Annotated in this window: 26 protein-coding genes; 9 read left to right on the forward strand and 17 right to left on the reverse strand. The window is 72.6% G+C overall.

All coding sequences use genetic code 11. From position 1 onward, the window contains the following. The coding region (locus tag K7854_RS34660; protein ID WP_226030521.1) for a MarR family winged helix-turn-helix transcriptional regulator at positions 1 to 402 on the reverse strand (402 nt) is incomplete at its 3' end. A 128-nt stretch (positions 403 to 530) separates the two neighbouring features. Between K7854_RS34660 and K7854_RS34665 the strand changes: the two genes are divergently transcribed. Then, positions 531 to 1,730, forward strand: coding sequence for an MFS transporter (locus tag K7854_RS34665; protein ID WP_226030522.1), 1,200 nt, complete (start codon positions 531 to 533; stop codon positions 1,728 to 1,730). A gap of 58 nt (positions 1,731 to 1,788) precedes the next feature. On the opposite strand, the gene K7854_RS34670 is transcribed toward K7854_RS34665, so the two are convergent. From K7854_RS34670 to K7854_RS34685, 3 genes are all read right to left on the reverse strand, one after another. Then, positions 1,789 to 3,567, reverse strand: a complete 1,779-nt coding sequence (locus tag K7854_RS34670) for a UGSC family (seleno)protein (RefSeq protein ID WP_443732439.1) — start codon at positions 3,565 to 3,567, stop codon at positions 1,789 to 1,791. Positions 3,568 to 3,612: 45 nt separating this feature from the next. Continuing rightward, entirely contained in the window at positions 3,613 to 4,872 is a 1,260-nt protein-coding gene (locus K7854_RS34680) for a LysR family transcriptional regulator (protein WP_226030525.1), read from the reverse strand. Positions 4,873 to 5,040: 168 nt separating this feature from the next. Beyond that, positions 5,041 to 5,355, reverse strand: a complete 315-nt coding sequence (locus K7854_RS34685; protein ID WP_226030526.1) for a UbiD family decarboxylase domain-containing protein — start codon at positions 5,353 to 5,355, stop codon at positions 5,041 to 5,043. 381 nt (positions 5,356 to 5,736) lie between these two features. Here K7854_RS34685 and K7854_RS34690 point away from each other — a divergent pair, with 381 nt between their 5' ends. Next, the gene (locus K7854_RS34690) at positions 5,737 to 7,338 is read left to right on the forward strand and encodes a subtype B tannase (protein WP_226030527.1); all 1,602 of its coding nucleotides are present in this window, start codon (positions 5,737 to 5,739) and stop codon (positions 7,336 to 7,338) included. A 47-nt stretch (positions 7,339 to 7,385) separates the two neighbouring features. Here the strand turns inward: K7854_RS34690 and K7854_RS34695 are convergent, their stop codons facing one another. Beyond that, on the reverse strand, positions 7,386 to 7,760 hold the full coding sequence (locus K7854_RS34695) for a helix-turn-helix domain-containing protein (RefSeq protein WP_226030528.1): 375 nt from the start codon (positions 7,758 to 7,760) through the stop codon (positions 7,386 to 7,388). A 39-nt stretch (positions 7,761 to 7,799) separates the two neighbouring features. Between K7854_RS34695 and K7854_RS34700 the strand changes: the two genes are divergently transcribed. Beyond that, positions 7,800 to 8,171 carry a Rossmann-fold NAD(P)-binding domain-containing protein gene (locus K7854_RS34700; RefSeq protein ID WP_226030529.1) on the forward strand — a complete coding sequence of 124 codons (372 nt, stop codon included), beginning with the start codon at positions 7,800 to 7,802 and terminating at the stop codon, positions 8,169 to 8,171. A gap of 135 nt (positions 8,172 to 8,306) precedes the next feature. On the opposite strand, the gene K7854_RS34705 is transcribed toward K7854_RS34700, so the two are convergent. Next, a complete protein-coding gene (locus K7854_RS34705) occupies positions 8,307 to 8,933 on the reverse strand; it encodes a YigZ family protein (RefSeq protein WP_226030530.1) in 627 nt (208 codons plus the stop codon). A 71-nt stretch (positions 8,934 to 9,004) separates the two neighbouring features. Beyond that, positions 9,005 to 9,751, reverse strand: a complete 747-nt coding sequence (locus K7854_RS34710; protein ID WP_226030531.1) for a hypothetical protein — start codon at positions 9,749 to 9,751, stop codon at positions 9,005 to 9,007. Between the two features lie 149 nt (positions 9,752 to 9,900). Between K7854_RS34710 and K7854_RS34715 the strand changes: the two genes are divergently transcribed. Then, on the forward strand, positions 9,901 to 10,308 hold the full coding sequence (locus K7854_RS34715; RefSeq protein ID WP_226030532.1) for a CoA-binding protein: 408 nt from the start codon (positions 9,901 to 9,903) through the stop codon (positions 10,306 to 10,308). A gap of 13 nt (positions 10,309 to 10,321) precedes the next feature. Here the strand turns inward: K7854_RS34715 and K7854_RS34720 are convergent, their stop codons facing one another. The 3 genes from K7854_RS34720 to K7854_RS34730 form a co-directional block, all read right to left on the reverse strand. Continuing rightward, the gene (locus tag K7854_RS34720) at positions 10,322 to 11,680 is read right to left on the reverse strand and encodes a vWA domain-containing protein (protein ID WP_226030533.1); all 1,359 of its coding nucleotides are present in this window, start codon (positions 11,678 to 11,680) and stop codon (positions 10,322 to 10,324) included. Next, the gene (locus tag K7854_RS34725) at positions 11,677 to 12,921 is read right to left on the reverse strand and encodes an AAA family ATPase (RefSeq protein WP_226030534.1); all 1,245 of its coding nucleotides are present in this window, start codon (positions 12,919 to 12,921) and stop codon (positions 11,677 to 11,679) included. The genes K7854_RS34720 and K7854_RS34725 overlap by 4 nt, the downstream gene beginning before the upstream one ends. Before the next feature lie 116 nt (positions 12,922 to 13,037). Further along, positions 13,038 to 14,435, reverse strand: a complete 1,398-nt coding sequence (locus K7854_RS34730) for a hypothetical protein (RefSeq protein ID WP_226030535.1) — start codon at positions 14,433 to 14,435, stop codon at positions 13,038 to 13,040. Between the two features lie 161 nt (positions 14,436 to 14,596). On the opposite strand from K7854_RS34730, the gene K7854_RS34735 reads away from it, so the two are divergent. Beyond that, the gene (locus tag K7854_RS34735) at positions 14,597 to 15,817 is read left to right on the forward strand and encodes a 4-hydroxybenzoate 3-monooxygenase (RefSeq protein WP_345606003.1); all 1,221 of its coding nucleotides are present in this window, start codon (positions 14,597 to 14,599) and stop codon (positions 15,815 to 15,817) included. Between the two features lie 52 nt (positions 15,818 to 15,869). Here the strand turns inward: K7854_RS34735 and K7854_RS34740 are convergent, their stop codons facing one another. After that, on the reverse strand, positions 15,870 to 16,229 hold the full coding sequence (locus K7854_RS34740; protein ID WP_226030537.1) for an ArsR/SmtB family transcription factor: 360 nt from the start codon (positions 16,227 to 16,229) through the stop codon (positions 15,870 to 15,872). 94 nt (positions 16,230 to 16,323) lie between these two features. Between K7854_RS34740 and K7854_RS34745 the strand changes: the two genes are divergently transcribed. Continuing rightward, on the forward strand, positions 16,324 to 17,388 hold the full coding sequence (locus K7854_RS34745) for a cation diffusion facilitator family transporter (protein ID WP_226030538.1): 1,065 nt from the start codon (positions 16,324 to 16,326) through the stop codon (positions 17,386 to 17,388). 3 nt (positions 17,389 to 17,391) lie between these two features. Here the strand turns inward: K7854_RS34745 and K7854_RS34750 are convergent, their stop codons facing one another. The 3 genes from K7854_RS34750 to K7854_RS34760 form a co-directional block, all read right to left on the reverse strand. Further along, entirely contained in the window at positions 17,392 to 17,949 is a 558-nt protein-coding gene (locus K7854_RS34750) for a YbaK/EbsC family protein (protein ID WP_226030539.1), read from the reverse strand. Positions 17,950 to 17,992: 43 nt separating this feature from the next. Next, entirely contained in the window at positions 17,993 to 18,565 is a 573-nt protein-coding gene (locus K7854_RS34755; RefSeq protein ID WP_226030540.1) for a helix-turn-helix domain-containing protein, read from the reverse strand. 123 nt (positions 18,566 to 18,688) lie between these two features. Beyond that, entirely contained in the window at positions 18,689 to 19,495 is an 807-nt protein-coding gene (locus K7854_RS34760) for an acyltransferase (RefSeq protein WP_226030541.1), read from the reverse strand. 107 nt (positions 19,496 to 19,602) lie between these two features. Here K7854_RS34760 and K7854_RS34765 point away from each other — a divergent pair, with 107 nt between their 5' ends. Further along, positions 19,603 to 20,139, forward strand: coding sequence for a gamma carbonic anhydrase family protein (locus K7854_RS34765; RefSeq protein ID WP_226030542.1), 537 nt, complete (start codon positions 19,603 to 19,605; stop codon positions 20,137 to 20,139). A 64-nt stretch (positions 20,140 to 20,203) separates the two neighbouring features. Here the strand turns inward: K7854_RS34765 and K7854_RS34770 are convergent, their stop codons facing one another. Next, positions 20,204 to 20,839, reverse strand: coding sequence for a DedA family protein (locus K7854_RS34770; protein ID WP_226030543.1), 636 nt, complete (start codon positions 20,837 to 20,839; stop codon positions 20,204 to 20,206). A gap of 81 nt (positions 20,840 to 20,920) precedes the next feature. Further along, positions 20,921 to 21,358 carry a DUF4442 domain-containing protein gene (locus K7854_RS34775; RefSeq protein WP_109030208.1) on the reverse strand — a complete coding sequence of 146 codons (438 nt, stop codon included), beginning with the start codon at positions 21,356 to 21,358 and terminating at the stop codon, positions 20,921 to 20,923. An 84-nt stretch (positions 21,359 to 21,442) separates the two neighbouring features. Between K7854_RS34775 and K7854_RS34780 the strand changes: the two genes are divergently transcribed. Beyond that, positions 21,443 to 22,402, forward strand: a complete 960-nt coding sequence (locus K7854_RS34780) for a DUF8017 domain-containing protein (protein WP_226030544.1) — start codon at positions 21,443 to 21,445, stop codon at positions 22,400 to 22,402. A gap of 78 nt (positions 22,403 to 22,480) precedes the next feature. Then, positions 22,481 to 23,506 carry a DUF8017 domain-containing protein gene (locus K7854_RS34785; protein WP_226030545.1) on the forward strand — a complete coding sequence of 342 codons (1,026 nt, stop codon included), beginning with the start codon at positions 22,481 to 22,483 and terminating at the stop codon, positions 23,504 to 23,506. A gap of 30 nt (positions 23,507 to 23,536) precedes the next feature. Here the strand turns inward: K7854_RS34785 and K7854_RS34790 are convergent. Then, on the reverse strand, positions 23,537 to 23,965 hold a 429-nt coding region (locus tag K7854_RS34790; protein WP_505016456.1), incomplete at its 5' end, for a polyamine aminopropyltransferase.

The raw sequence follows: 23,965 nt of genomic DNA on the forward strand, positions 1-23,965 counted from the left end.
CGCCTCCAGAGCCGGCACCGCCTGTGTCAACTCCCGCTGCTGCTCGTCACTGAGCGCCTGCACGGTGCGGGCGACCGCCGCAGCGCGGCCCGCCCTGATCCGGGCCTCGACCTTCCGGCCGTGCTCGGTCACGCTGACCTGGGCGCTGCGACGATCACTGGGGTCCCGCAGCCGGGTGATCAGGCCCGCGCGGTCCATCTTGCCGACGATCCGCGACAGCATGGTCGGGTTCAGCCCTTCGCCGCGGGCCAGTTCGGGCAGGCTGACCGGCCCGCTGCGCGCGACCACCCCCAGGATGGTCGCTTCCGACGGAGTGAGTCCCTCGTCGCTCGCCGAATCGTTCAGCTGGCGGGAGATGCGGCTGACGGCCCGCCGCAGACGGGTCATCAATTCTTCGTCCACGTCCTCAGTGCTCCATGTTCGGTTGCCTGCCGGCAAGCGCCGCGGACTTTACCAGTCGGTGTCCGCCTGTCCGGCTGATTATAGTTGCTTACCGGCAAGCAAACTATACTCGAAGGCGTGTGACACCCATGGCCGCTGCACCACCCGCCGACCAGGCGAAGGAACCCATCTTCACGGTCCCCTTCGTCAGCCTGATGATGGCCAACGGGTTCCTGCGTGTCGGCACCTACATGCTGGTCACGCTCATGCCGCTGTACGCCCTCGACCGCGGCGTCTCCACGACCACTGCCAGCCTGACCGTCACCTTCTACATGCTGGCGGCCGTCCTGGTCAGGCCCGTGTCCGGCCGGCTCGTCGACACCCGGGGCCGGTACGTCGTGATGGTGTGCGGGTCGGTGCTGTACTGCGCCACCACCGGTCTGTACGCGCTCTCGCTGCCGGTCTGGCTGCTGCTCCTGGTCCGGGCCCTGCAAGGGGTGGGCTTCAGTCTCAACGGCACCGCCGTGATGACGCTCGCCACCGACCTGATCCCGGAGAGCCGGATGTCGGAGGGGATCGGCTACCTCGGTGTGGAGCAGACCGTCGCCCAGCTCTTCGCTCCCTGGCTCGCCTTCGCCGTGAAGGACACCTACGGGTACCGGACGGCGTTCCTCGTCGTCTTCGCCCTCAGCGCCGCCAACGTACTGGCGCGGCTGCCGCTGAAGTTCGCGGACAAGGGACCATTGCCTGGCCCACCGCCCGCCTCCGCCGCAGCGGGTACTCCCTGGTGGGGCCGGATCGTGGAGAAGAACGCCTGGCGCCCCGCGCTCGTCATGTTCTTCGTCATGACGGGCGCCACGTCCGTGAACACCTTCATGGCGGCCCACACGGCCGACCACGGCATCTCCAACCCGGGCCCGTTCTTCACGGCCAGTGCGCTGACGCTGGCCCTCGCCCGGCTCACCGCGGGCCGGACGCAGCGGCGCTTCGGGACCGCGTGGACCATCGCCCCCGGCATCGTGCTCGTCGCGGTCGCCCTGCTGCTCGTCTTCTGGTCGCCCAACCTTCCGGTGCTGATGGCCGGCGGAGCCTGTTACGGGCTGGGCATGGGAACCGCCCAGCCCGGCATCAACGCGCTCGCCGTCCTGGCGGCCGACCGGGCCCAGCGCGGTCTGGCGAACTCCACGTTCTTCATGGCCATGGACCTCTCCCAGGCGGTGGGAGCGGTCGCGCTGGGTGCCCTGGCTGGGCTGACCGGCATCGGCATGGTCTTCCTGGCCTCCTCAGGGGTGCTGGTGGCAACCGCCGTGGCCTATCTGACCCTGCGGTCGCGCGGGTTCGTCGAGTGAGGGTGTGAGAAAAGGGGCCGGTCCCGTGGGACCGGCCCCCTGCCCTCCCGCCGGAGCGTCAGCGGCCGCCGAGGAGTTCCTCCCACGCGGCCGGGGTCTCGATGCGCTTGGTCACCGGGAACCCGATATAGCCGTTGCCGGAGCCGATCTCGACGTGGTCCCGGTCCGGGTCACCGCTGACGACGATGATGAAGTCGTCAGGCGAGGACACCATCTGGATGTCACGTTCGAGTTCCATCGACGTCCCGAGCTGCTCGGGCCAGTTGCCTTGCCTGATGCCCTTGTAGAAGCGCTCGACGATCATGCCGCTGAGCCTGCTGACCCGCAGTTTCGCGTAGTCGTAGAAGTGCTGGCGTACGGCCTGCTTCGTCCAGCCCTGGTCGGTGAGGACCTTCAGGACGGCCGGAGTGAGCACGATCGTCGGACGGGTGATCATGCCGCGGAAGAAGAACTGGATGAACATGTGGTTGTCCGCCATGCGGGCCTCGATGTTCCTGAGGATCTGCTCCGCGGACGGATCTCCCACCTCGATGGCCTGGGTCATCTCCGTGCAGGCGGTGATGGTGACGAGGTTGTCCCCGGCCTCGTACCCCTCGTCCACACTGTGCGGCTGCCAGCCCATACTGGTCACCGCGTCCTCGTTCTCCGCCAGCACGACGCGGAAGTTGCCGCCGAAGCAGCCCTTGTCCGTCTTGTGCGGCAGGAACCCGCAGGCGTTGCGCATGTACATCCGCCAGAATCGGCCGATGGTCGTGTTCGCACGGAATCCCGTGCGCAGCGCGGCCTGCGTGTAGTTGAACTCCAGTTCCTTGATGATGCGCCCGTTGACGATGATCAGCGTCTCGGTACCGGGTGTGTGCCCGAGGTGCTCATGACCGAACTTCGGGTCGACCATCGCCTCGACGATCGCCACCAGCACCGGCATGTACTCCGGCCTGCAGCCGGACATCACGCCGTTGACAGCGATGTTCCAGATCGTCGCCTCCCGGGAGTCGGGAAGCAGCCGTCCGAGCACCTCGTCGGGAGAGCGGTCGGTGAAGCGCAGGAACTGCTCGACCTTTTCGATCGTCGGCGGGACGATCGGCATCGAGTCGCTCCACTCGTTGGCGATGAAGTGTTCGTTGACCTCCTCGAAGGTGCCGCTGAAGACGATGTCCCTCTTGGCGGGCTCCCGGGTGAAGCCGGCCTCGGCGGGCTGGACGGTCAGGCCGTCGACGACCTGCTGGAGCATGGGCCCGGCGACGTTCTGTTCCAGCGTGGCGTCGTCCACGAGGTTGACGTGTCCGGGGTGGATCGAGTGAGGCAGATTGGGCAGCCCCAGGCCCTTGGCAGTCAACTGCCCCTGCTTGACGAAACCGCCGCACAGGACGGTCACCGTCGGAATTCCCAGTTTCTCAACCAGGGCGCTGGCACGCGTCACGGCGGCCGTGCAGGAGCCTCAACAGCCGACGCCGCAGATGACGGCGTCCACCTTCATGGCCCGCAGCTTCTCCGGCAGCTCCGCCAGCACCTGGTGCTCGTTGGCACCGTGAATCTCGCCGAACTCACGCCAGCTCACGAACTCGATGCCCGGGTAGCGCTCGCTCAGCTCACGTTCCCAGATCTCGAACATCTGGTCGCCCTTGAAGACCCAGTCCCACAGCTCGGCGACCCGCTTGCCTTCCAGGGACTCCAGCCGGCGGGCCAGACCCTTGCCGTCGTGCATACGCTGGCCGCTGGGCCACACGACCTCGTAGTCGTCACTCATGACCGAACCTCTCCGATCGTCGGGAACCACGAACCTAACGCCGCACCCGGACCCCGGAACAGGGACAATCACGCGTGCGCAACGGGGCATCAGCTGTTGTCACCACGACGCCTTCGCCTGCCGCCGGACGACACGTCACCGGGCCTGGGTGCCTCGGACCCGAAGGCAGGCCACGAGCGCGGCGGTCGCCGGGGACAGCAACGCGCCCCGCCGCAGTACGAGGTGGACCTGGCGGGCCAGCGCGGGCAGGTCGACGGGCAGCCGCGTCACCAGTCCGGAGTCCAGCTCGAAGCGGAGCTGCCGGGCGGACGCGAACGCCAGGGTGTCGCTGGTCGCGAGCATCTGGCGCAGGACCGCGAGGTCGGCGGACTCGACCGTCGCGCGTGGGGGGCGCAGCCCGCGCGCCACGAACGCGTCGTCGAAGAGGCGCCGGCTCGGCGACACGGCCCGCGGCAGGATCCATGCCTCGTCGACGACCTCCTCCATGGGGATCCGGTCGCGGTCGGCCAGCCGGTGCCGGGCGCGGGCTAGGACGACCAGGTCGTCCTCGAACAGCGGCTCGACGGCGAGGTCGACGGTCGTCGACGGTGTCGGCGGTACGCCGACGACCACGTCGATGTCACCGTCGCGCAGACCGGCCAGGAGCTGCTCGACGTGTCCTTCGACGGTCGTCACACACAGCTCCGGATGGCGGCCGACGGCGTCGACGACGGCCATCGGCATCACGTGTGTCCGGCCCGGCGGAACCGTGCCGATGACGACCGTCCCCCGCGTGCCGCCGTCCGTCGAGGCGAGGTCCGAGGTGAGGTGCCGCAACTCGGCCAGTGCGCGCTTGGCATGGGCGACCAGGACGTTGGTGCGGTCGAACGGCACCATCCCGGCCGCCGTGCGCCGGAACAGACGCAGACCGAGCGCGCTCTCCAGCCGGGACAGCGCCATGCTCGCCCCGGACTGGGTCATCGCGAGCGCAGCGGCGGCGGCGGAGACGGTACGCAGGTTCACGAGGCGGACGACCAGTTGCAGGTGCCGTCCGTCGTACAGGCGTCGCGTCAGGGCGTCCAGCACCTCACTCCCGGGCTCCGGCCGGTACCGCGCGAGGTTCGTCGCCGCGGCCGAAAGCTCCTCGTCGATCCGGTCCGCACGCGCCAGGACAAGTCGGCCGGCCGGTGTCAGTACGGTGCCGCGGCGCGTCCGTTCGACCAGCGCCGTGCCGAACACCGCTTCCAGCTCGCTCATCGCGCGGGAAACGCTGGCGGTCGACTTGTACAACGCGGCGGCGGCCTCCGACAGCGTCCGGGCCCTGGCCACCGCCCGGAACACGGCCAGGCCCGGCAGGCAGCGGACCACTTCGTCCGCGGGCCCCGGCAGGTCACCGAGTGAGGGATGCGGACTCACGTGAGAACCTCCGGGGTGGACCTGTGGGCGGCGGAGGCGGCCGACGCGCGAAACCCGCAGGTGCTCGACCTCGTCGGACAGGCTACTGGAAGGACGCCTGCGGATGATGAGCCGCCTCGGTGGGCGGCGGTCGTGGGACGGCGGCGAGCCGACGGCCGACGGGGCAGGTCATTCCTGGTAGTCGGGGTACCAGGGCCGTGGATCGACGTCTCGGAACTCGGCCCGGGTGAACATCTCGCGCAGACGGTAGGGCCTGGTGGCGTCGTAGACCATCTTGGCGGTGACGCCCTTGGCGGGCAGGGCCGGGTTGTACTGCGGGGTCTGGGAGGGGTCGAGGACGTGTCCGGCGACGCCGGGCAGGACGACCAGGTCCTTGTCGGCCTGGAAGCGGGTGGTCATCGCCCAGAGCACGTCCTCGGTGTCGAAGGGATCGACGTCCTCGTCGACCACGACGACGTGAGTGACCGTGCGCTGCTCAACCATGATCCTCATTCCTCGGACGCCGGAGTTCCCGTGGCTCTTCTTGCGAGTCAGTGTTCTATCGACCGAGTAGGGGTGCAATTCATGACATTCTGCCTGGAACCGGTCGTCCTGACTCACCACGCGGAGCCGCTCTGATTCCGTCCTCCCGACACGCTCACTCGTCGATAAAGCGACCCCTGAGGTCCTCTGGTCTCTGCATCAGCCACGAACCCACCCTCGTGTTCCGCTGTGCAAGACCGGCGAAGCCATGCCTTCCCTGTGAATCGAGCTGATTGTTGACACTTCCGTCGACACTTGAATTAGGTTCGCAAACGCAAGCCCGTACGGACTCAGGAGGACCTCGACGTGAAGCACAGGGCAGTCAGGCGCAGGAGTGTCGTGGTGGGAATCGGTGCGACGGCGGGGGTCGCGGCGATCGGCGGCGTCGCGCTGACCGCGCAGGCCGAGAGCACGAAGGGCGGTCCCACCGAGTCAAATGCTCTGGTCTTCGACCAGGAGGCCTTCACCACGCTGACGACGACCGTCGCGGATGCCGCAGGTGACGAGCATGAGGTGACCTACCGCTTCTACCGGGCGATCACCTACGTCACCAAGCCCGTCGACGAGAAGTACCAGAGCCTGAACATCAGCGTGCCCGTCAAGATCGACGGCAAGTCGGTGGACGCGTCCGGTGCCCCCATCCTCTTCGCCAACTCGGTCGGCGGGTACATGCCTTCGTCGGTCGCCGAGGCCACCGGCGTGGGCGGCGGCATGGGCGGCGGTCCCGCCCCCGACGACGCCCCGAGCGCCTCGGCCGCACCCTCCACGTCCTCCGGGTCCGGTACCGAGTCCGGCAGCTCCGCACAGCTCGCGGGCGGCAAGATGGTCAACCTGCCGCAGCTCGGCCTCGTTGCGGGGTACGTGGTCGTGGAGCCGGGGGCGCGCGGGCGCACCCTGAAGAACAGCGCGGGTGAGTACTACGGCACCGCCCCGGCCGCCATCGTCGACCTGAAGGCCGCCGTCCGCTATCTGCGCGCCAACAAGGGGCGCGTCCCCGGGAACGTGGAACGCATCTTCTCCACCGGAACCAGCGCCGGCGGTGCCCTCTCCGCGCTGCTCGGCGCGTCCGGCGACAGCCCCCTCTACGAGAAGTACCTCGAGGACATCGGCGCCGCCGACGCCTCCGACGCGATCTTCGCGACCGGCGCCTGGTGCCCGATCACCGACCTGGAGCACGCCGACGGCGCCTACGAGTGGAACTGGGGCACCAACAGGCTCAGTACCGGCGAGCAGGTCGACCAGACCGTCTCCAAGGGACTGAAGTCCCAGTTCGTCGAGTACCAGGCGGCCCTGAAGCTGCGCGGCCTGGGCGGCTTCGGCCCACTCACCGCCCGCAACTACGACGACTACCTGCTCAGGACGTATCTCCAGCCGTCGGCCACCACGTACCTCTCGGGCCTCTCCGAGACCGAACGCACGACGTACCTGGCGAAGAACACGTTCATCACCTGGAACGGCAAGAACGCCGCCTTCACCTGGGAACGCTTCCTCACCCACGTCGGCGCCCGGAAGAAGGACGCCCCGGCCTTCGACCTGTTCACCTTCCCCACCGACTCCTCCGACGCCATGTCCGGCGACATCAACAACGAATTCGGCGAGGGAACGGAGCAGTACCGCCACTTCACCCTCTACAGCCTGCGCAAGGACAAGGGGGCCACCGCCCGCCTCGCCGGTGACATCCCCGAGAAGCTGCGGCTGATGAACCCCATGTTCCACCTGGTCGACAAGCCCAACCCGGGCCGTAGCCGGCACTGGTGGATTCGACTCGGCAGCTCGGACTCCGACACCTCGCTCACCGTGTCCGCCAACCTGGCCGCCGCAGCCGGCCAACTGGGCGACGACGTCAGTCACCTCTACTACTGGGACGCGGGCCACGGCGCCAACGAGGACGCCGGCGACTTCATCGACTGGATCGCCGAAACGGCCGGATACAAGACGTCGTGAGTGCCGCGGTGCGGGACTGCGTGTGACGGCCTCGTGCCGGACAGCCCTCAGCAGGGAACAGCGGGGAGGCGTCCGGCGGCGAACGCGGTTGGCGTCACCTGCATGACCTCGCGGAAGTGTGCGGTCATGTGCGACTGGTCGCAGTAGCCCGCGTCGCCGGCCAGACGGGCCAAGGGTGCGCGGCGCAGCCCAGGGACGACACTCCGGACCCGGGCGAGCCTGGCGAACTGCTTCGGCGAGATGCCCACATGTGTCGTGAAGGCATTGCGCAGGTGCCGTTCGCTGACGCCGAGGTGCCGCGCCAGTTCGCCGACTCGTGGAGGTGCGTGCCCCTCCTCCGGCGACAGCTCGACGGACGCCCGGCGGACCAGGTCCGCCGCCGTTCCGGCCGGGAGCGGCGTGGCGCGGGCTCGTGCCGACAAGGCCGCTGCCGCACGCAGGGCGTCGTCGACCCCCGCGACGTGGCCGAGGTGGCAGTGGAGGCCCTGCTCGACGACGAACACGACGCCGCGGCCGTCACTCTGACCGGCCCCGACCTGATCAGCGTTCCCGACCAGGTCGCACATCTGTCCGAGCTGCTCGGCCGCCCGATCAGTACGGTCGACATCCCGCTCGACGTGGCCCGTGAACACATGCTCGCCAACGGTCTGCACCCCTCCGTGGTCGACGTCGCCGTCCGCGGATTCCAACTCGTCCGTGACGGCGGCAACGCGGTGGTCACCGACGACGTCGAGCGCATCCTCGGCCGCCCTGCTCGTTCCTTCCGCACGTGGGCGCGGGACCAGCGCGGCGCGTTCCTCGACCCTCTGGAGACCACACTGCCGGAGGGGTGAGCACCCTCGTCAGCCGGAGGCTCAGAGGCTGACGGGAGGGTCGGACAGCCCGGGCGGTAACTTCCGTTTCGCCCGTCACCGGCGTTCCCTTACCACCCGGTACGGCCCGGTTGTCCGTCTTGTCCTGCGCCGTTGTCAGGCGTCGCCGTAGGCCTCTCCGCCCAGTTCGAACCCGGCCGAGCCCGCGGTGGCGTCCGCCAGCCAGGAGCGGAAGGTGTCCAGGTCGGCCTCGGGCAGGCCGACCTCGATGGTGACGGCCTCGCCGTAGCGCACGTCGCGCACCGCGCGGCCGGCGGTGCGCAGGTCGTTCTGGAGCTTGCCGGCCCGCTGGTGGTCGACGGTCACCGTGGCCAGGCGGAACCGGCGCCGGGTCAGGGTGCCGAGGTCGTCCAGGGCCTCGCCGACCGCGCCGCCGTAGGCGCGGATGAGGCCGCCCGCGCCGAGCTTGACGCCGCCGTAGTAGCGGGTGACGACGGCGACGACGTACCGCATGTCGCGGCGCAGCAGCATCTGGAGCATCGGGACGCCCGCGGTGCCTCCCGGCTCGCCGTCGTCGCTCGCCTTCTGGACGGCGGCGTCGGCGCCGATGACGTAGGCCCAGCAGTTGTGGGTGGCGTCCGCGTGCTCCTTGCGCACGCCCGCGATGAACGCCTGGGCGTCCTGTTCGGTGGCGGCCGGGGCGAGGGCGCACAGGAAGCGCGAGCGGTTGATCTCGGTCTCGTGCACACCCGCGCGGGCGACCGTGCGGTACTCGTCCTGCATCCGGCCAGCCTATGCGCTCGCCGCGCCGGGCTCCCCGGGGGCGTCGGCGCGGTCCCCGGCGGCGAGCCCGGTCACGGCGGGGAGCCGACGTCCCGGGTGAGATGGAGGCCGAGGAACCGGTCGGCGTACGCACAGATCTCGAACCGGGCTCCGTCCGGCAGGCCGGGGCCGGTCGCCACCTGGCGCAGGACGCCCAGCACCCCGGGGGCGTCCAGGTCGTCCTCCCAGGCGGCCCGCAGCCGGTCGCGCACCTCGTCCGGGACGGGACGCGAGGGGTGCCGGGCCCAGTCGGCGACCGCGCGGCGCAGCCGGGCGAGGGTCTCCCGGGACCCGTCCAGCGCGGCCGCGTCCAGCTCCACGCGCGCGTGGTGGTGCCGCTCCAGCAGGGCGAGGCGCACGGCGTCGGGGTCGGCGAGGTCGGGAACGGCGGGGTGCACGGGGGCGACGGCGACCGTCGTCACGTCCCGGGCTCCCCCGTCCCCGCCCTCGTCCGCCCCTTCGGCCACGACGTCGGCCACGACGCGGACGCGCTGTCCCGTGCCCGGTCCCTGTCCGGTGGCGGCGCCGTCCTCGAAGGGCCGGATGCCGAGGGCGGCGGCGTCCTTGCGCAGCCGGTCCGGTTCCGCCGTACCGGTCAGCACCGCCCACGCGGGCGTGCCGTCGAGTTCCAGGGCGCGCACCAGGAGGTCCGCGACCAGGAGCACGCGCAGGGCGGTGGCGTCGCCCCCCGGCACGTGCGCCTCGACTCGGGTCGGGGCCCGGCGGGCGGGCGCGGCGGGGGCGGGTTCTCCGGTACGGGCGTCGATGATGCGCAGCACGGGGCGAGCGTAGGCGGGACGGCGCGGCGGCGCACCGGGGCGCGCGCCGCACCCCGCCCGGCGCACGGGGAATCCACGCACGTCGCCGTCCGTTGTGCGGACGGGACGGCCCGACCCGCGGGCCGCCCGGGAGCGCGAGGAGGCCGCCGGTGTACGGCGACGAGGCAACCGTCCGCAAGATCCTCACCGAGCTGGGCGACACCTGGGCCGTGGTGGGCCTGTCGAACAACCGGCAGCGCGCCGCGTACGGCGTCGCCGAGGTGCTGCAGCGCTTCGGCAAGCGCGTCGTGCCCGTGCATCCCAAAGCGGAGACGGTGCACGGCGAGCAGGGGTACGCCTCGCTCGCGGACATCCCGTTCGACGTGGACGTCGTCGACGTCTTCGTCAACAGCGAGCTGGCCGGTCCGGTCGCCGACGAGGCGGTCGCCAAGGGCGCCCGGGCGGTCTGGTTCCAGCTCGGCGTGGTCGACGAGGCGGCGTACGGGCGGACCAGGGCCGCGGGCCTGGAGATGGTCATGGACCGGTGCCCGGCGATCGAGATCCCGCGGCTGGGCTGACCGGGCCCGCGGCTCACCCGGACCCGCCCGGACCGGACTCGATGACGACCACGCGGGCCCAGTCGGGCGGTGCGTCGGGGACGTAGTCGGGGTCGTCCTCGTCCGAGGAGCCGCCCGCCCGCTCCCGGGGGAACAGACCGACCACCGTCCGGCACGCCGGCCGCGTGTCCGGCCAGGGCGTCTGCCCGTCGGTCAGCACCACGACGGCGTCCGGCGCGGGACGCCCCGCGAGTGCCTTCGCGAAGCCGGTGCGCAGGTCCGTGCCACCGCCGCCCACCAGCTCGATTCCCTCCTCCCGGCACAGCGAGTGCGCGAGGCCGGCCGCCGCGTCGCACGGCACCACGCTGACCAGATCGCGTCGGCCGCCGACGGCGCGGGCGATGGCTGCGACCTCCAGGAGCGCGCTGCCCAGTTCGGCGTCGCTGACCGATCCCGAGGTGTCGACGACCACGGCGACCCGGGGCGGCCGGCGCCGCAGGCTGGGCAGCACCACACCGGGTGTGCCGGCCGAGCGGCGGGATGGCCGACCGTACGTGTAGTCCTCGCCCGCGCCGCCCGAGGAGGTCGCCGAGCGGACCGCGGCACCCAGCAACTCGCGCCAGGGCTGCGGCGGGTGGAACACCTGCTCCGCCCACCGCCGCCAGCCCTTCGGGGCGCTTCCCGGGGCGGCGTTGATGCCCCGGGCCACCCGGAGGCGCACCGCGTCCCGTTCCTGATCGCTGAGTCCGGCCGCGCCGTCCGGACCGAGGTCCCACTCCCGTTCGAGGCCGTCGGCCCCGCTGCCGCAGTCCAGCCAGGCCAGGCTCTCGGTGAGCCGCCCGAGCCGGAACTGGCGCAGGTAGTCCTCCATGAGCTGCCCCTCGGGCAGCCGCAGGAAATCCGGGTCAACCGCGCCCTCGGGACGGACCAGGCCGTCGCCGAACACGTCGTCGTTGATCTCGCAGTCCGCGGCGATGTTCATCCGCAGCCGTTCCGCCGGGCCGGTCAGCCCGCGCTCGCGTGCCACCCGGTCGCTGCGCCCGTGGTGGTCGCGCAGCAGGTGCGAGACCTCGTGCACCCAGACTCCGGCCAGCTCCTCCACGGGTGTGCGGTCCACGAAGACCGGTGACGCGTAGCAGCGCCAGTAGCGGTCGACGGCCATCGTCGGCACCCTGCGCGAGGGGACGACGTGCAGGGCGAACAGGGCCGTGGCCAGGTAGGGCCGGGCGCGGGCGGCGTGCAGCCGGGCGGCGTAGAGCTTGTCGAGGTCGATGCGCACCCGGAGCTGCGTCGGGTGCGTCGGCCGTGTCCGCTGTTGCGGCCGCGTCGGCCGCGTCCCCTGCTTCATCTGCTTCGGGTGCATCGAGTGCGTCGAGTGCGTCGGGTGCTTCATCGGTCCGCCTTCGCGGCGCCCGCGATCCGGGCCGCCGCGCGGTCGGCGGCGCGGTCCGCGCGCCGGGAGAGGGACATGGCCCCGGCGAGCCGGTCGATCGAGGCCGGGACGTCCCAGTCCTGCCGCCGCAGCGTGGCGAGTGTCGTCGCCGGAACGACCACGACGTCCGGCGCGCCGGTCTCCATCGCCCGGGCCAGCAGTGCCCAGGCCGCGTCCCACCGGGACTTCTCCGGCCGATTGCGTACCGCGGCCACCACCCCGTCCAGCACGGCCTGGCGGAGGTCGCCCCGTTCGGGCAGCTCGGCGCCCGCCGGATCGGCCAGCAGTGCCTCGGGGTCCGGGAGGTCCATCCGGTCCAGGCTCGCCATCAGTTCGAGGCCGGGTCCGTCGCCCACGGTCCCGCGCACCAGCAGGGAGAGCACTTCCCTGGACGAGCCGGCCGCGGTCGCGAAGGCGATCAGGCCCAGGGTCATCTCCCAGCTGCGGGGCGACGGCCAGGCGCCGCCCCGGCGGGTCTCGCCGCCGGGCAGCCGGTGCACGAGTGAGGGGCGGGCGGTGAGGAACTCGCACACCGCCCGGCGCGCGTGGCGCACCGCCGCTTCCAGCCGGGACGGGTCGAGGCTCGGCAGGGTCGCCCGGGGCCAGGTCCCGCCGAGTCCTCGTACGACGACGTCATGGTCGTGGGTCCACTGGAGATGGACGAACCGGTTGGCCAGGGGCGGGCTCAGCTCCCAGCCGTCGGCCGCCGAGGACTTCGGGTTGGCGGCGGCCACGATCCGGACGCCGGGCGGCAGCCGCAGCGCGCCGATCCGCCGTTCCAGGACGAGCCGGAGCAGTGCCGCCTGCACGGCGGGCGGCGCGGTGGACAACTCGTCGAGGAACAGCAGTCCCCGGCCGGCCCGCACCAGGCGCACGGCCCAGTCCGGCGGGGCCATCGGCACGCCCTGCTCCGCGGGGTCGTCGCCGACGACGGGGAGCCCGGAGAAGTCGGACGGCTCGTGCACGCTCGCGATCACGGTGGTCAGCGGGAGGTCCAGGGCGGTGGCGAGCTGGGTGAGGGCCGCGGTCTTGCCGATCCCGGGCTCGCCCCACAGCAGCACGGGGAGGTCGGCGGCCACGGCGAGGGTGAGTGCCTCCAGTTGGATGTCGGGCCGCGGTTCGGTGGTCGTGGCGCGCAGCAGCGCCAGCAGGTCACCGGCGACGTCGAGCCGGGAGGGCACGGCGGGGGCGCAAGTCGTCATGTGTCATCACCTGGGGGTTGGTCGGGGAAGGGGTCGGGGCGGGGAGGCTCGGCGGAGGGAGCCTCGGCGCGGGGGCGGTTCGGCACAGGCACCGACGCCCGTGATCCCCGGAGGGGTCAGTCGAAGGTGGCGTGGCGGGGGTGGGAGCGGCCCGTGCGGGGCCGGTGCCGCTCCGGGAAGCGGCCTCCCGGAGCGGGCTCGCCGAGGCCCGCGCGGAACATGCCGTGGGCGATCCGGCGCTGTGCGGCCGCTTCCAGGCAGTCCCGCAGGGTGCCGTCCCGCAGGCGGGCGGCGGGACCCAGCAGGCTCTCCACGGCGGCGAGGGCACCGGCGGTGTCCCCGTGGTTGAGCCGCTCTCGGATGTCGGGGAGGCACTCCGGACGCCGGTGCGCCTCGTCGATCGCCTGGAAGCAGGGCAGCGGCGTGCCGGTCAGCGCGGCGAGCAGTTCCTCCCGGCGGACCTCGGCCGGATCGTGGTCCAGGGCCGACAGCGCTCCGTCGACGAAGCCGATCCGGTGCCGGGCTCCCCGGCAGTCCACGATCCGCGGGCCCGACACCGGGTCCGGCGTCCGGGGCGCGGCGGGGACGTGGCCGGGCACCAGGGCGGGGGCGACCAGCGGGTGCAGCCGGTCGGCCTCGATGGCGCCGGCGCGGACCAGCTCCAGGTCGGGCAGCACCCAGGTGGCGGCGTCGGGGAGCACCGGCAGCGCGGACGAGGCGCCGCCGGCGGGTGCCGCGACGATCCGCGGTGCGGACGGGGGCGGGCCGGCCGCGGCCACCTCCAGGGCGAGCCGCCGCCCGGCCCCCACCCGTACGACGACCGTCGCGGTACCGGTGCCCTCGGCCCGGAGCAGGATGCGTGCCTCGGCCTCCCACCGGTCGAAGGCACAGCACCGTCCGTACGGCACCCGCACCCGGGCGTTCCCCGGGCCGGGCGGCGTCGCGGGCGGCGGCAGGTCGGCGCCCGAGCGGACGCGCAGCTCATCGGTCCTGCGCGCGTCCCACAGGTGACGGTGCAGGTCGAGCCGGAAACGCCGACTGGGCCGGGGATGCGGATGCCGCGCGGTTCCGGAGTCCCGGCCCGAACCGTCCCACAGCGCCAGGCTGATGCGCTGGCCGCCGTCCGCCCAGGCGGGCGGGGTACGGACGACGAGGTGCACCGGGTGTACGCCGTCGCCGCCCTCGGTGTCGTACCGGGCCAGGGTGAGCGTCAGCCCCGGGCGCAGCAGCCCGTCCGGGGCGATCCTCGGCAGGTGCCAGCGCAGCAGGTCGGGAGCGAGGTGCCGCAGGTCGGCGCGGAGCCGGGCGGCGAGGGCCTGGCCGTGGGTGCGCGCCGAAGAACGCAGGTCGAGGTCGACGTCGACGGCCGCGGCGGCGCACGCGCCGGCCCAGTCCCCGGCACGGCGGCGGGCGGTCGCGGTCTCGATCATGGAGGGCGGCACGGCGAACCTGCGCACGCGCCGCCAGAAGGAAAGGCGGGATTCGAAGTCCCCGTACCCGAGGTGAGTGGCCATCAGCACTCACCTTGCGCGGACGGGTCCCCCAATCTGCCGACAGGAGGAGTAGTCATCGCGGGGAGCATAGCCACGCCGCTCGTGACCCGCCAGGTGTTTTCCCGCGGTGCGGGCCGTCGCGAGCGTTCCCCGGCCCGCGCGCCACCGACATAATGTCCCGGGTGAGAGCACCTTCCCCCCACGCCAACGCCCTTGACGGCAAAGGCCGTTCCGTCGTCGTGGTGGGTGCGGGTCCGGCCGGGCTGACCGTCGGCAACATCCTGCGCGCCGCCGGTGCCGACTGCCTGGTGCTGGAGACGGAGACCCGTGAGTGCGTCGAGCACCGGCCGCGGGCGGGGGTCGTCGAGGAGTGGGCCGTGCGCGGCCTGGAGCGGCGCGGGCTGGCCCGGACCCTGCTGGAGCGGGCGCAGACCCACACCGAGTGCGAGTTCCGGTTCGCCGGGGAGCGCTACCGCTTCGCGTACACCGGGCTGACGGGACATCATCACTTCATCTATCCACAGCAGTTCCTGGTCACGGACCTGCTGCGGGAGTACGCGGACGTGCGGGGCGGCGAGATCCGGTTCGGCGTCCGGGACGTACGCCTGCACGGCCTCGACTCCGGACGGCCGTCGGTGTCGTACGTGTGCCCGGAGTCCGGTGAACGCCGGGTCGTGACGGCGGACTTCGTCGCGGGCTGCGACGGTGCGCGCGGGGTGACGCGGGCGTCGCTGCCTCCCGGGCGGGTCCGCCTCGCCCGGCACGACTACGGCGTGGGCTGGCTGGCACTGCTGGCCGAGGCGCCGCCGTCCGCGGACTGCGTGGTGTTCGGCATGCATCCGCGGGGCTTCGCCGGGCACATGGCGCGCAGCCCCGAGGTGACCCGCTACTACCTGCAGTGCCCGCCGGGCGACGACCCGGCGAACTGGCCGCACACACGTGTCTGGGCCGAGCTGCGGGAGCGGCTGGGCGCGGCGGGCGCGCCCCCGCTCACGGAGGGGCGGCTGATCGAGAAGCGCGTGCTCGACATGCACAGCTACGTGGTCGAGCCGATGGCCTTCGGACGGCTCTTCCTGGCCGGGGACGCGGCGCACCTGACCGCGCCGATCGCCGCCAAGGGCCTGAACCTCGCCCTGCACGACGCCTTCCTGCTCGGCGACGGACTGGTCGCGTTCCTCACGGGCGACGACTCCGGGCTGTCCGGCTACTCGGCCGCGTGTCTCCGGCGGGCGTGGGACTACCAGGAGTTCTCCCAGTGGCTCGCGGAGGTGTACCACGGCACGGCGTCGGGCGACGCGTACCGCGCGGGCGCCTCGCTGGCCCGGCTGCGCCGCCTGTTCGACTCGCCGGTCGCGGCGGCGGAGTTCGCCGAGCGGTACCTCGGCGTGCGGACCACCGGCTGAGGGCCCGGCGGCCGGGGACGGCGGGTCGCCCAGTCGTGCGGCGGCCGGTCACTCAGTCGTGCGGCGGCCGGCCGCCGAGCCGGTGGTCGGCCACGTTCAGCGCCTCGTCGACCAGGCGGCGCAGATGCCCGTCGCGCAGCGAGTACACGACCCGGCGGCCCTCCTTGCGGGTGTCGACCAGCCCCGCCAGGCGCAGCCGGGCCAGGTGCTGGCTGACCGCCGGACGGGCCGCCGCGCAGACCTCGGTGAGGGTGCTGACGTCCGCCTCGCCGCCGGTCAGGGCGTGCAGCAGGGTCAGGCGGGTGCGGTCGCCGAGCAGAGCGAGGATCTCGGCGGCGAGCGCGAACTGCTCCTCGCCCGGTGTGCGCGGGTGCACATCGTCCGCAGGTGACAGGTGCATGCGTGCGCTCATACGCACATAATGGCCTCGTGGACGGCCCACGTCCACCCACCGCACCGGCGCCCGGACGACCGGGGCACCGCGGCACGCACCGGAAGGGGCACCCATGAGCGACCCGCACCGGCACCATCACCATCACCCCCACGAGGGCCGGCGCCCCGGCGGCTCCCCCGCCGCCCGCTGGCGCCGCCGGACGCACCGCCTCGCACACCGGCTCACCCCCCATTCCCACGAGAGCGCCGACAAACTGGACCCGGCCCTGGAGTCCTCGGCCCGTGGGCTGCGCGCCCTGTGGGTGTCGCTGGTGGTGCTGGGCGCGACGGCGCTGGCACAGGCGGCCGTGGTGGCGGTCTCCGGATCGGTGGCGCTGCTCGGCGACACGGTGCACAACACCGCGGACGCGCTGACCGCCGTGCCGCTCGGCATCGCCTTCGTCCTGGGCAGGCGCGCGGCCACCCGGCGCTTCACCTACGGCTACGGGCGGGCGGAGGACCTGGCCGGTGTGGTGATCGTCCTGACGATCGCCGCCTCCGCGGTGCTCACGGCGTGGACGGCGGTGGACCGGCTGCTGGACCCGCGCCCGGTCGCGCACGTCCCGGCGGTCGCCGTCGCCGCCCTGGTCGGCTTCGCCGGCAACGAGTGGGTGGCCCGCCACCGGATCCGCGTGGGCCGGGAGATCGGCTCCGCCGCGCTGGTCGCGGACGGGCTGCACGCCCGCACCGACGGCTACACGTCCCTGGCGGTGCTGCTGGGCGCCGGGGGTGCGGCACTCGGCCTGCAGCTCGCCGACCCCCTCGTGGGGCTGGCGATCACGGCCGCGATCGCCCTGGTCCTGCGGGACGCGGCCCGCGAGGTGTTCCGGCGGCTGATGGACGCGGTCGACCCGGCGCTGGTGGACCGGGCGGAGCAGGTGCTGGACCAGATCCCCGGCGTGAGCGGGGTGGGCGAGCTGCGGCTGCGCTGGATCGGGCACCGGCTGCGTGCCGAGGTCGCGCTGGTGGTGGACGGCGAGGCGACGGTCCGCGAGGCCCACCGCATCGCCGTGACGGCCGAGCACGCCCTGCTGCACGCGGTGCCGCGGCTCACCGCCGCCCTGGTCCACGCCGACCCGGCGCCGTCCCCGGGCGAGGCGGATCCGCACCTGGCGATCGCCCACCACGCCCGTGCGTGACGGTCAGGCGACGCCCAGCCCCTCCATGACCTCGGCACCGGGCAGCTCCGCGAAGGCCTTGCCCGGCACGAGCAGTTTGCCGCGCCGGCGCCCGCTGCCCACGAGCACGTACGGCAGGTCGGCGACGGCCGAGTCCACCAGCACCGGCCAGTCACCGGGCAGGCCGACCGGAGTGATGCCGCCGTACTCCATGCCGGTCTCCCCGGTGGCGGTGTCCATCGGCGCGAAGGAGGCCTTGCGCGCCCCGAGGTGACGGCGCACGACGCCGTTGACGTCGACCCGGGTGGTGGAGAGCACGACGCAGGCGGCCAGTGTCGTGCCGCCGCCCCGCTTGCCGGTGACCACCACGCAGTTGGCGGACTGTTCGAGCAGCTCTCGGCCGTAGTGCTCGACGAAGGTGGCGGTGTCGGCCCAGTCCGGTTCGGTGTCGACGTAGAGGATCTGGTCGGCCGGCACGGTGCCGCTCCAGTGGCGCACGGCGTCGGCGACCGGGCGGGTCAGTTCGTCGAGGCAGTCCGGGGCGGGCGTGGCGTTGTCGAAGTTCCCGATGGGTGCGTGCATGGCGGCACGCTAACAACTGCCGGGGCCCGGAAGTACGGCCGTCTCAGCGGACGGGCGGCACCGAGACCGCCATGATCATCTCCATCGGCGCGTCGCCGTCGTTGCCGTAGGTGTGCGGGGTGTCGGACGCGAAGGAGGCGCTCGCGCCCGTCGGCACGCGGTGGGTCACCCCGTCGACGGTGAGGGCGAGTTCACCCGACGTGACGTGCACCAGCTCGACCGTGCCCGTGGGATGCGGGTCGGAGGGGCTGTGCTCGCCGGGCATCAGCCGCCATTCCCACATCTCCAGCGGGCCGGGCGCCTCCACTCCGGCGAGGAGCCGGCTGAAGCTGCCGGCGTCGGTGTGCCAGAGGCGGACGGCCTGTTCGGCGGGGATGACGCGGACCGTGGGGCCCTGCTCCCAGTCGAGCAGCGTGGTGATGCTGACGCCGAGGGCGTCGCCGATCTTCACCACGGTGCCGAGGCTGGGGTTGGTGCGCGCCTGCTCGATCTGGATGAGCATGCCGCGGCTGACCCCGGCGCGCGCCGCGAGCGCCTCCAGGGTGAACCCGCGCTCGGTGCGCCAGCGCTTGACGTTGCGCGCCAGTGACTGGGTCAGCAGGTCGAGGTCCGCCACGTTCCGTCCAGGGACTCGTACAGGTGCGTGCAGGTGCGTACCGCACCCGGAGGTCCACCGAACCTTACTGCGAGGCGACCGGATCATGACAGCGCGCTCGGTCGTCGCCCGCGAGCCGCTCCGTCAGCCCTCCGCGGCCGGTTCCGCGAGCCGGTCCGGGGCGCGCCCGGGATCCTCGTCCAGCTCGGCGAGCCGGGCCACCGCCGCGTCGTCCAGCTTGGACAGCTCGCGCAGCTCCCCCGGCGTGATCCCGTCGGGGATCGGCACCGGAGCCGGGGTCCGCAGCGGCGGCTGCCAGCCCTCGGCGGGGGTCCAGCGCCGTACGACGCGGGCCGGGGCGCCCGCCACCACGGCGTGGTCGGGGACCGTGCCCCGGACCACGGCACCGGCGGCCACGACCACGTTCCGTCCGATCCGCGCGCCGGGCAGGATCACCGCGCCGGTGCCGATCCAGCAGCCGGGGCCGATCTCCACCGGGTCCATCCGCGGCCACTGCTTGCCGATGGGCTGGTGCGGGTCGTCGTAGGAGTGGTTGGTGGAGGTGACGTAGACGTACGGGCCGAAGTAGCAGTCGCCGGCGATGGTGACGGTGGTGTCCGCGATGATGTGGCTGCCGCGGCCGAGGACGACACCGTCGCCGATGCGCAGGATCGGCTCGGGTCCGAGGTCGAGGTCGGGCATGAGCCCGGCGGTCAGCGTGACCTGCTCGCCGATGATGCAGTGCGCGCCGACGTGGATCCAGGGCTCGCCGAAGACCGTGCCGAGCGGGAAGGCGAGGCGGGTGCCCGTGCCCAGCGCGCCGAAGCGGAACCGTCCGGGGTGTTCGGCGGTGACGGAACCGGTGCGCTGCACCCAGGCCCAGCCCGCGTGGACGGCCCGCTGCGCGAGGCGGCTCCGCCAGGACGAGAACGTGTTCTTGCGCTTCGGCACGCGCTCACGGTAGTCCGCGTGCGGTGCGGCCAGGACGCGGGAGGGCTGTGATCTTCACCCCACCGGGTGGCGTACGGTGCCCTACGACACCCGAGCAGGAGGCGAAGATGACGCAGAAGGCGCTGATCACGGGCATCGGCGGCAAGGACCCCGAGGTGGACGCCGCGGCCTTCGTGGCGCCGACGTCCTCGGTCGTCGGGGACGTGACGCTGCACGCCGGGGCGAGCGTCTGGTACGGGGCGGTGCTGCGCGGCGACGTCGAGCGGATCACCGTCGGCGCGGACAGCAACGTCCAGGACAACTGCACGCTCCACGCCGACCCCGGCTTCCCCGTCACCGTCGGCGAGCGGGTCTCCATCGGGCACAACGCCGTGGTGCACGGGGCCACCGTCGAGGACGACTGCCTGATCGGCATGGGCGCCACGGTCCTCAACGGCGCGGTGATCGGCGCGGGTTCACTGGTCGCGGCCCAGGCGCTGGTCCCGCAGGGGATGCGGGTGCCGCCGGGGTCGCTGGTGGCGGGGGTGCCGGCGAAGGTGAAGCGGGAGCTGACGGAGGAGGAGCGTCAGGGGGTCACGCTGAACGGCACGATGTACGCGGCGCTGGCTGGGGAGCATCGGGATGCGGTGAGGGAGGCTCGCTGAGACGCCGACTGCGGGCCGTCTGTGGCTGGTCGCGCAGTTCCCCGCGCCCCTTTCGGGGCGCGCCTCACTCCCCGGCGACGACCGGCTCGGCCTCCGGCTGGGTCCTGCCCGCCCTGCGCTTGACGATCAGCATGGAGGCGATGCCGATCAGGACGGCCACCACCAGGCCCAGCCAGGAGAAGCGCTTGAGCCAGTCCTCCGCGACGACGCCGACGTAGTAGATGACGGCGGTGGTGCCGCCCGCCCAGACGATGCCGCCGAGGACGTTGGCGATCAGGAACTTCCAGTACGGCATCCGCAGCACACCGGCGAGCGGGCCCGCGAAGATGCGCAGCAGGGCGACGAAGCGGCCGAAGAAGACGGCCCACATGCCCCACTTCTGGAAGGACCGCTCGGCGGTGGCGACGTGCCCCTCGCTGAAGTGCTTGGGGAACTTCCTGCCCAGCCAGGCCAGCAGGGGCCGGCCGCCCTTGCGCCCGATGGCGTAGCCGATGGAGTCGCCGATCACCGCGCCCGCGCTGGCGCAGGCGCCGAGGACCAGCGGGTCGATCCCGCCGTGCTGCGACGACAGCAGGGCCGCCGACACCAGGATGATCTCGCCGGGCAGCGGAATGCCCAGGCTCTCCAGACCGATGACCAGCGCGACGACGGCGTAGACGGCCGCCGCGGGCACCGTGTCGAGCCATTCCTGGACGTGCAACGCCCCACCCTCCGCTTCGGATACCTGTTCCCGGTGCGCCTCGATCGAGGCGCACCGGGAAGCGTACCGGGTCGGCGGGGGTCAGCTGTTGGGGCGCAGGGTCCATATGACGGTCATCTCACCGGTCACGGCTCCGTCCTCGCGCTGGATGGCGACGCTCACCGGGAACTCGGGGCGGCTGCCCGCGTCCAGTTCGGCGACGACCTCCGCGGCGGGGCGGCCGAGGGTCGCGGTGGCGGTGACCGGGCCGAGGGCGATCTTCTTGAAGGCGATCTCCGCGGTGACCGGCAGCGGCACCGCGCGGGAGAGCTGGTCGCCGAATGCGGCCAGCACGATCGCGCCGCTGGCCGACTCGCCCAGTGTGAACATGGCTCCGGCGTGCGGTCCGCCGACGTGGTTGCGGTACTCGCTCTGGTCCGGGAGGGCAAGGACGGCCTTCTCCGGGGTGGTCTCCAGGTACTCGAGGTTCAGGGTCCTGACCATCGGCACCGTAGCGGCGAGCAACTCGCCGATCGACATCTGATCTGCGCTCATGACGGCAGGTTACCCGCGAGTAGCTTCCAGGGCCAGGGACCCGGGAAGATCGCCGTATGCTGGGCGCCCATGTGGCCAGGAGAGCAGTCATCCACCGGCGGTCCGGACCCGCGGCAGCCCAACCCGTACCGGCAGCCCGGCTACCAGCAGCAGCCGCCGTACGCGGGACAGCAGCAGCCGGCCCCCTGGAACGCGCCCACGGTCACGGCCGGCGGACCGCCGGGCCGTGGCCCCGGCAACGGCCGCACCAAGCTGCTGGCGATCGCCGCCGCTGCGGTCGTGGTGGTCGCCGCCGCCGTGACCGGGACCGTCCTGCTGGGCGGGGGCGAGGACGACGAAGCATCGCCCGGACCCGGCACCTCCTCCCCCGCCGCCTTCTCCCCGGCCGCGTCCGCCGCCGACGACCCGCGCGGCGGCGGCGACGCCCCGAAGCCCACCGTCGAGGGCTGGACCGTCGTGGCCAACCCCGACCACGGCCTCGCCTTCGACGTACCGGCGTCCTGGGTACCGCAGTCGCGCGACTGGGTCACCTATGTCGCCGAGGACGACGATCCCGAGGAGAAGCCCCTGGTCGCCATGAAGGCCCCCGCCGTCCTGAAGGAGAAGTGGTGCGGGTCGGACGACGACCGGGACGGCTCGGTCGAGCACACGCCCCTGGCCACTGCGGGCACCCGCGGCAACAACGGGGCCCGGAGCACCGAGGAGATCGCCCGGAACGACTCCGCCACCTGGGTCTACGGGGCCTTCGCGCAGCCGGACCGGGACAAGGTCTCGACGGGACCGGTCACGTCGTTCACCACCGCCTCCGGCATCGAGGGCAGCGTGGCCACCTCCCGGTCGTCCGGGGTGGCGAAGAAGGGCAAGTGCGACGTGAACGGCAAGGCGACCACCTTCGCCTTCAAGTCCGCCGACGGCGACTTCGTGTCCTGGTCGTTCTTCGGCGCGGCCGGCGTGACCGACGAGGTGCCCGAGGCCACGGTCCGCAAGATTCTGGCCACCGTCAGGGAGTACACCCCGTCGGACGCCTAGGCCCTCCCCGGTTTCGGTACGTCCCTGACAAGGGCCGGTGACCGAATCGTTTCCTGGGCGGCATTAGGGTGACTGCTCATGTGGCCAGGACAGCAGCCGCCCGGGGGCGAGCAGAACCCGCAGAACAATCCGTACCAGCAGCCGGGGTACCAGCAGCCGAATCCGTATCAGCAGCCCGGCTACCAGCAGCAGCCCGGCGCGTACGGGCAGCAGCAGTGGAGCACGCCGCAGCCGGCCACCGTTCCGCAGCCGGTGACGGGTGGCGGCGGTGGTGGCGGCGGCAACCGGACGAAGCTCGTCGCGATCATCGCGTCCCTCGCGGTGGTCGTGGCCGCCGGTGTCACCGGGTTCCTGGTGCTCGGCGGCGACAAGGACGACAAGGCCGACGACGGCAAGGACAAGAAGACGTCCGCCAGCCCGAGCGTGGAGAAGTCCGAGTCCCCCACCGCCGACCCGAGCGCGTCGGGCTCCGACGACAACCCGCGCGGGGGCGAGGGGGCCAAGGCCACCATCGACGGCTGGAAGGTCGTCGCCAACCCGCGCTTCGGCACCATGTTCGACGTGCCCGCGGACTGGGAGATCGAGAGCACCGACACCAGCGTCGGCTTCGAGTGGGAAGAGGACGGCAAGACCGACCGCACCACCGTCACCGCTCCGGCCTATCTGAAGTCCGAGTGGTGCACGACCGACGAGAACAAGGACGGCCGCAAGGAGAGCACCTCGCTCGCCACCGCCGGCACCCGCGGTGAGAGCGGCGCCAAGACCACCGACCAGGCGGCCGAGACGCGGGTGCCGTGGTGGATCTACGGCGGTTACACGCAGCCCGACAAGAAGAGCGTGAAGTACGGCAAGCCGAAGGCGTACACGACCGCGTCCGGCATCAAGGGCAGCGTCATCACCGCGTACTCGCAGGGCACGCCCCAGAAGGGCAAGTGCGACTCCGAGGGCAAGGCGATCACCTTCGCGTTCAAGAACGGCGCGGGCGACTTCGTCACCTGGAACCTGTACGGCGCCAAGGGCGTCAAGGACGAGGTCCCCGAGGCGACGGTCCAGAAGATCCTGAGCACCGTGCGTCTCACCGAGGAACCGCCGACCGAGTCGTAGCGCCCCCGTACCGCGCGGCCCGTACGCCGCTCAGCCGATGCCGAAGGCTCCGGCGGGCGGCTCGGGCGACGGTACGGCGTCCTCGTCGCGCACCGGCCGGGCGTCGCCGGTGAAGTCCCGCAGGGCGGGCCCGTGCACGACCCTGGCCGGGAAGGCGTCGGCGGCGGTGCGCCGGGCCAGCGCCGCGGTGTCCAGCGGGCGGTGCGCGGCGACGAGCACCGCGTTGCCGAAGCGGCGCCCGCGCAGCACCGCGGGTTCCGCGATCAGCGCCAGCTCCGCGAAGCACGCGGCGAGTCCGGCGAGTTGGCCGCGCAGGAAGCCGAACGGCGTGGCGTCGGCCAGGTTGGCCACGTACACGCCGTCGGCGCGCAGCACCCGGGCCGCCTCGCGCACGTAACCGACGGAGGTCAGGTGCGCGGGCACCCGTGAGCCCCCGAAGACGTCGGCGACCAGCACGTC

It is taken from the genome of Streptomyces hyderabadensis, from assembly GCF_020404845.1.
Lineage (GTDB): Bacteria > Actinomycetota > Actinomycetes > Streptomycetales > Streptomycetaceae > Streptomyces > Streptomyces hyderabadensis.

Coding starts and splice junctions, on each gene's coding strand:
- K7854_RS34730 (WP_226030535.1), bottom strand. CDS start 14,435: ATGGCCACTCACCTCGGGTACGGGGACTTCGAATCCCGCCTTTCCTTC.
- K7854_RS34780 (WP_226030544.1), top strand. CDS start 21,443: ATGTGGCCAGGAGAGCAGTCATCCACCGGCGGTCCGGACCCGCGGCAG.
- K7854_RS34745 (WP_226030538.1), top strand. CDS start 16,324: ATGAGCGACCCGCACCGGCACCATCACCATCACCCCCACGAGGGCCGG.
- K7854_RS34725 (WP_226030534.1), bottom strand. CDS start 12,921: ATGACGACTTGCGCCCCCGCCGTGCCCTCCCGGCTCGACGTCGCCGGT.
- K7854_RS34775 (WP_109030208.1), bottom strand. CDS start 21,358: ATGTCGATCGGCGAGTTGCTCGCCGCTACGGTGCCGATGGTCAGGACC.
- K7854_RS34720 (WP_226030533.1), bottom strand. CDS start 11,680: ATGAAGCACCCGACGCACTCGACGCACTCGATGCACCCGAAGCAGATG.
- K7854_RS34765 (WP_226030542.1), top strand. CDS start 19,603: ATGACGCAGAAGGCGCTGATCACGGGCATCGGCGGCAAGGACCCCGAG.
- K7854_RS34750 (WP_226030539.1), bottom strand. CDS start 17,949: ATGCACGCACCCATCGGGAACTTCGACAACGCCACGCCCGCCCCGGAC.
- K7854_RS34785 (WP_226030545.1), top strand. CDS start 22,481: ATGTGGCCAGGACAGCAGCCGCCCGGGGGCGAGCAGAACCCGCAGAAC.
- K7854_RS34740 (WP_226030537.1), bottom strand. CDS start 16,229: ATGAGCGCACGCATGCACCTGTCACCTGCGGACGATGTGCACCCGCGC.
- K7854_RS34685 (WP_226030526.1), bottom strand. CDS start 5,355: ATGGTTGAGCAGCGCACGGTCACTCACGTCGTCGTGGTCGACGAGGAC.
- K7854_RS34705 (WP_226030530.1), bottom strand. CDS start 8,933: ATGCAGGACGAGTACCGCACGGTCGCCCGCGCGGGTGTGCACGAGACC.
- K7854_RS34665 (WP_226030522.1), top strand. CDS start 531: ATGGCCGCTGCACCACCCGCCGACCAGGCGAAGGAACCCATCTTCACG.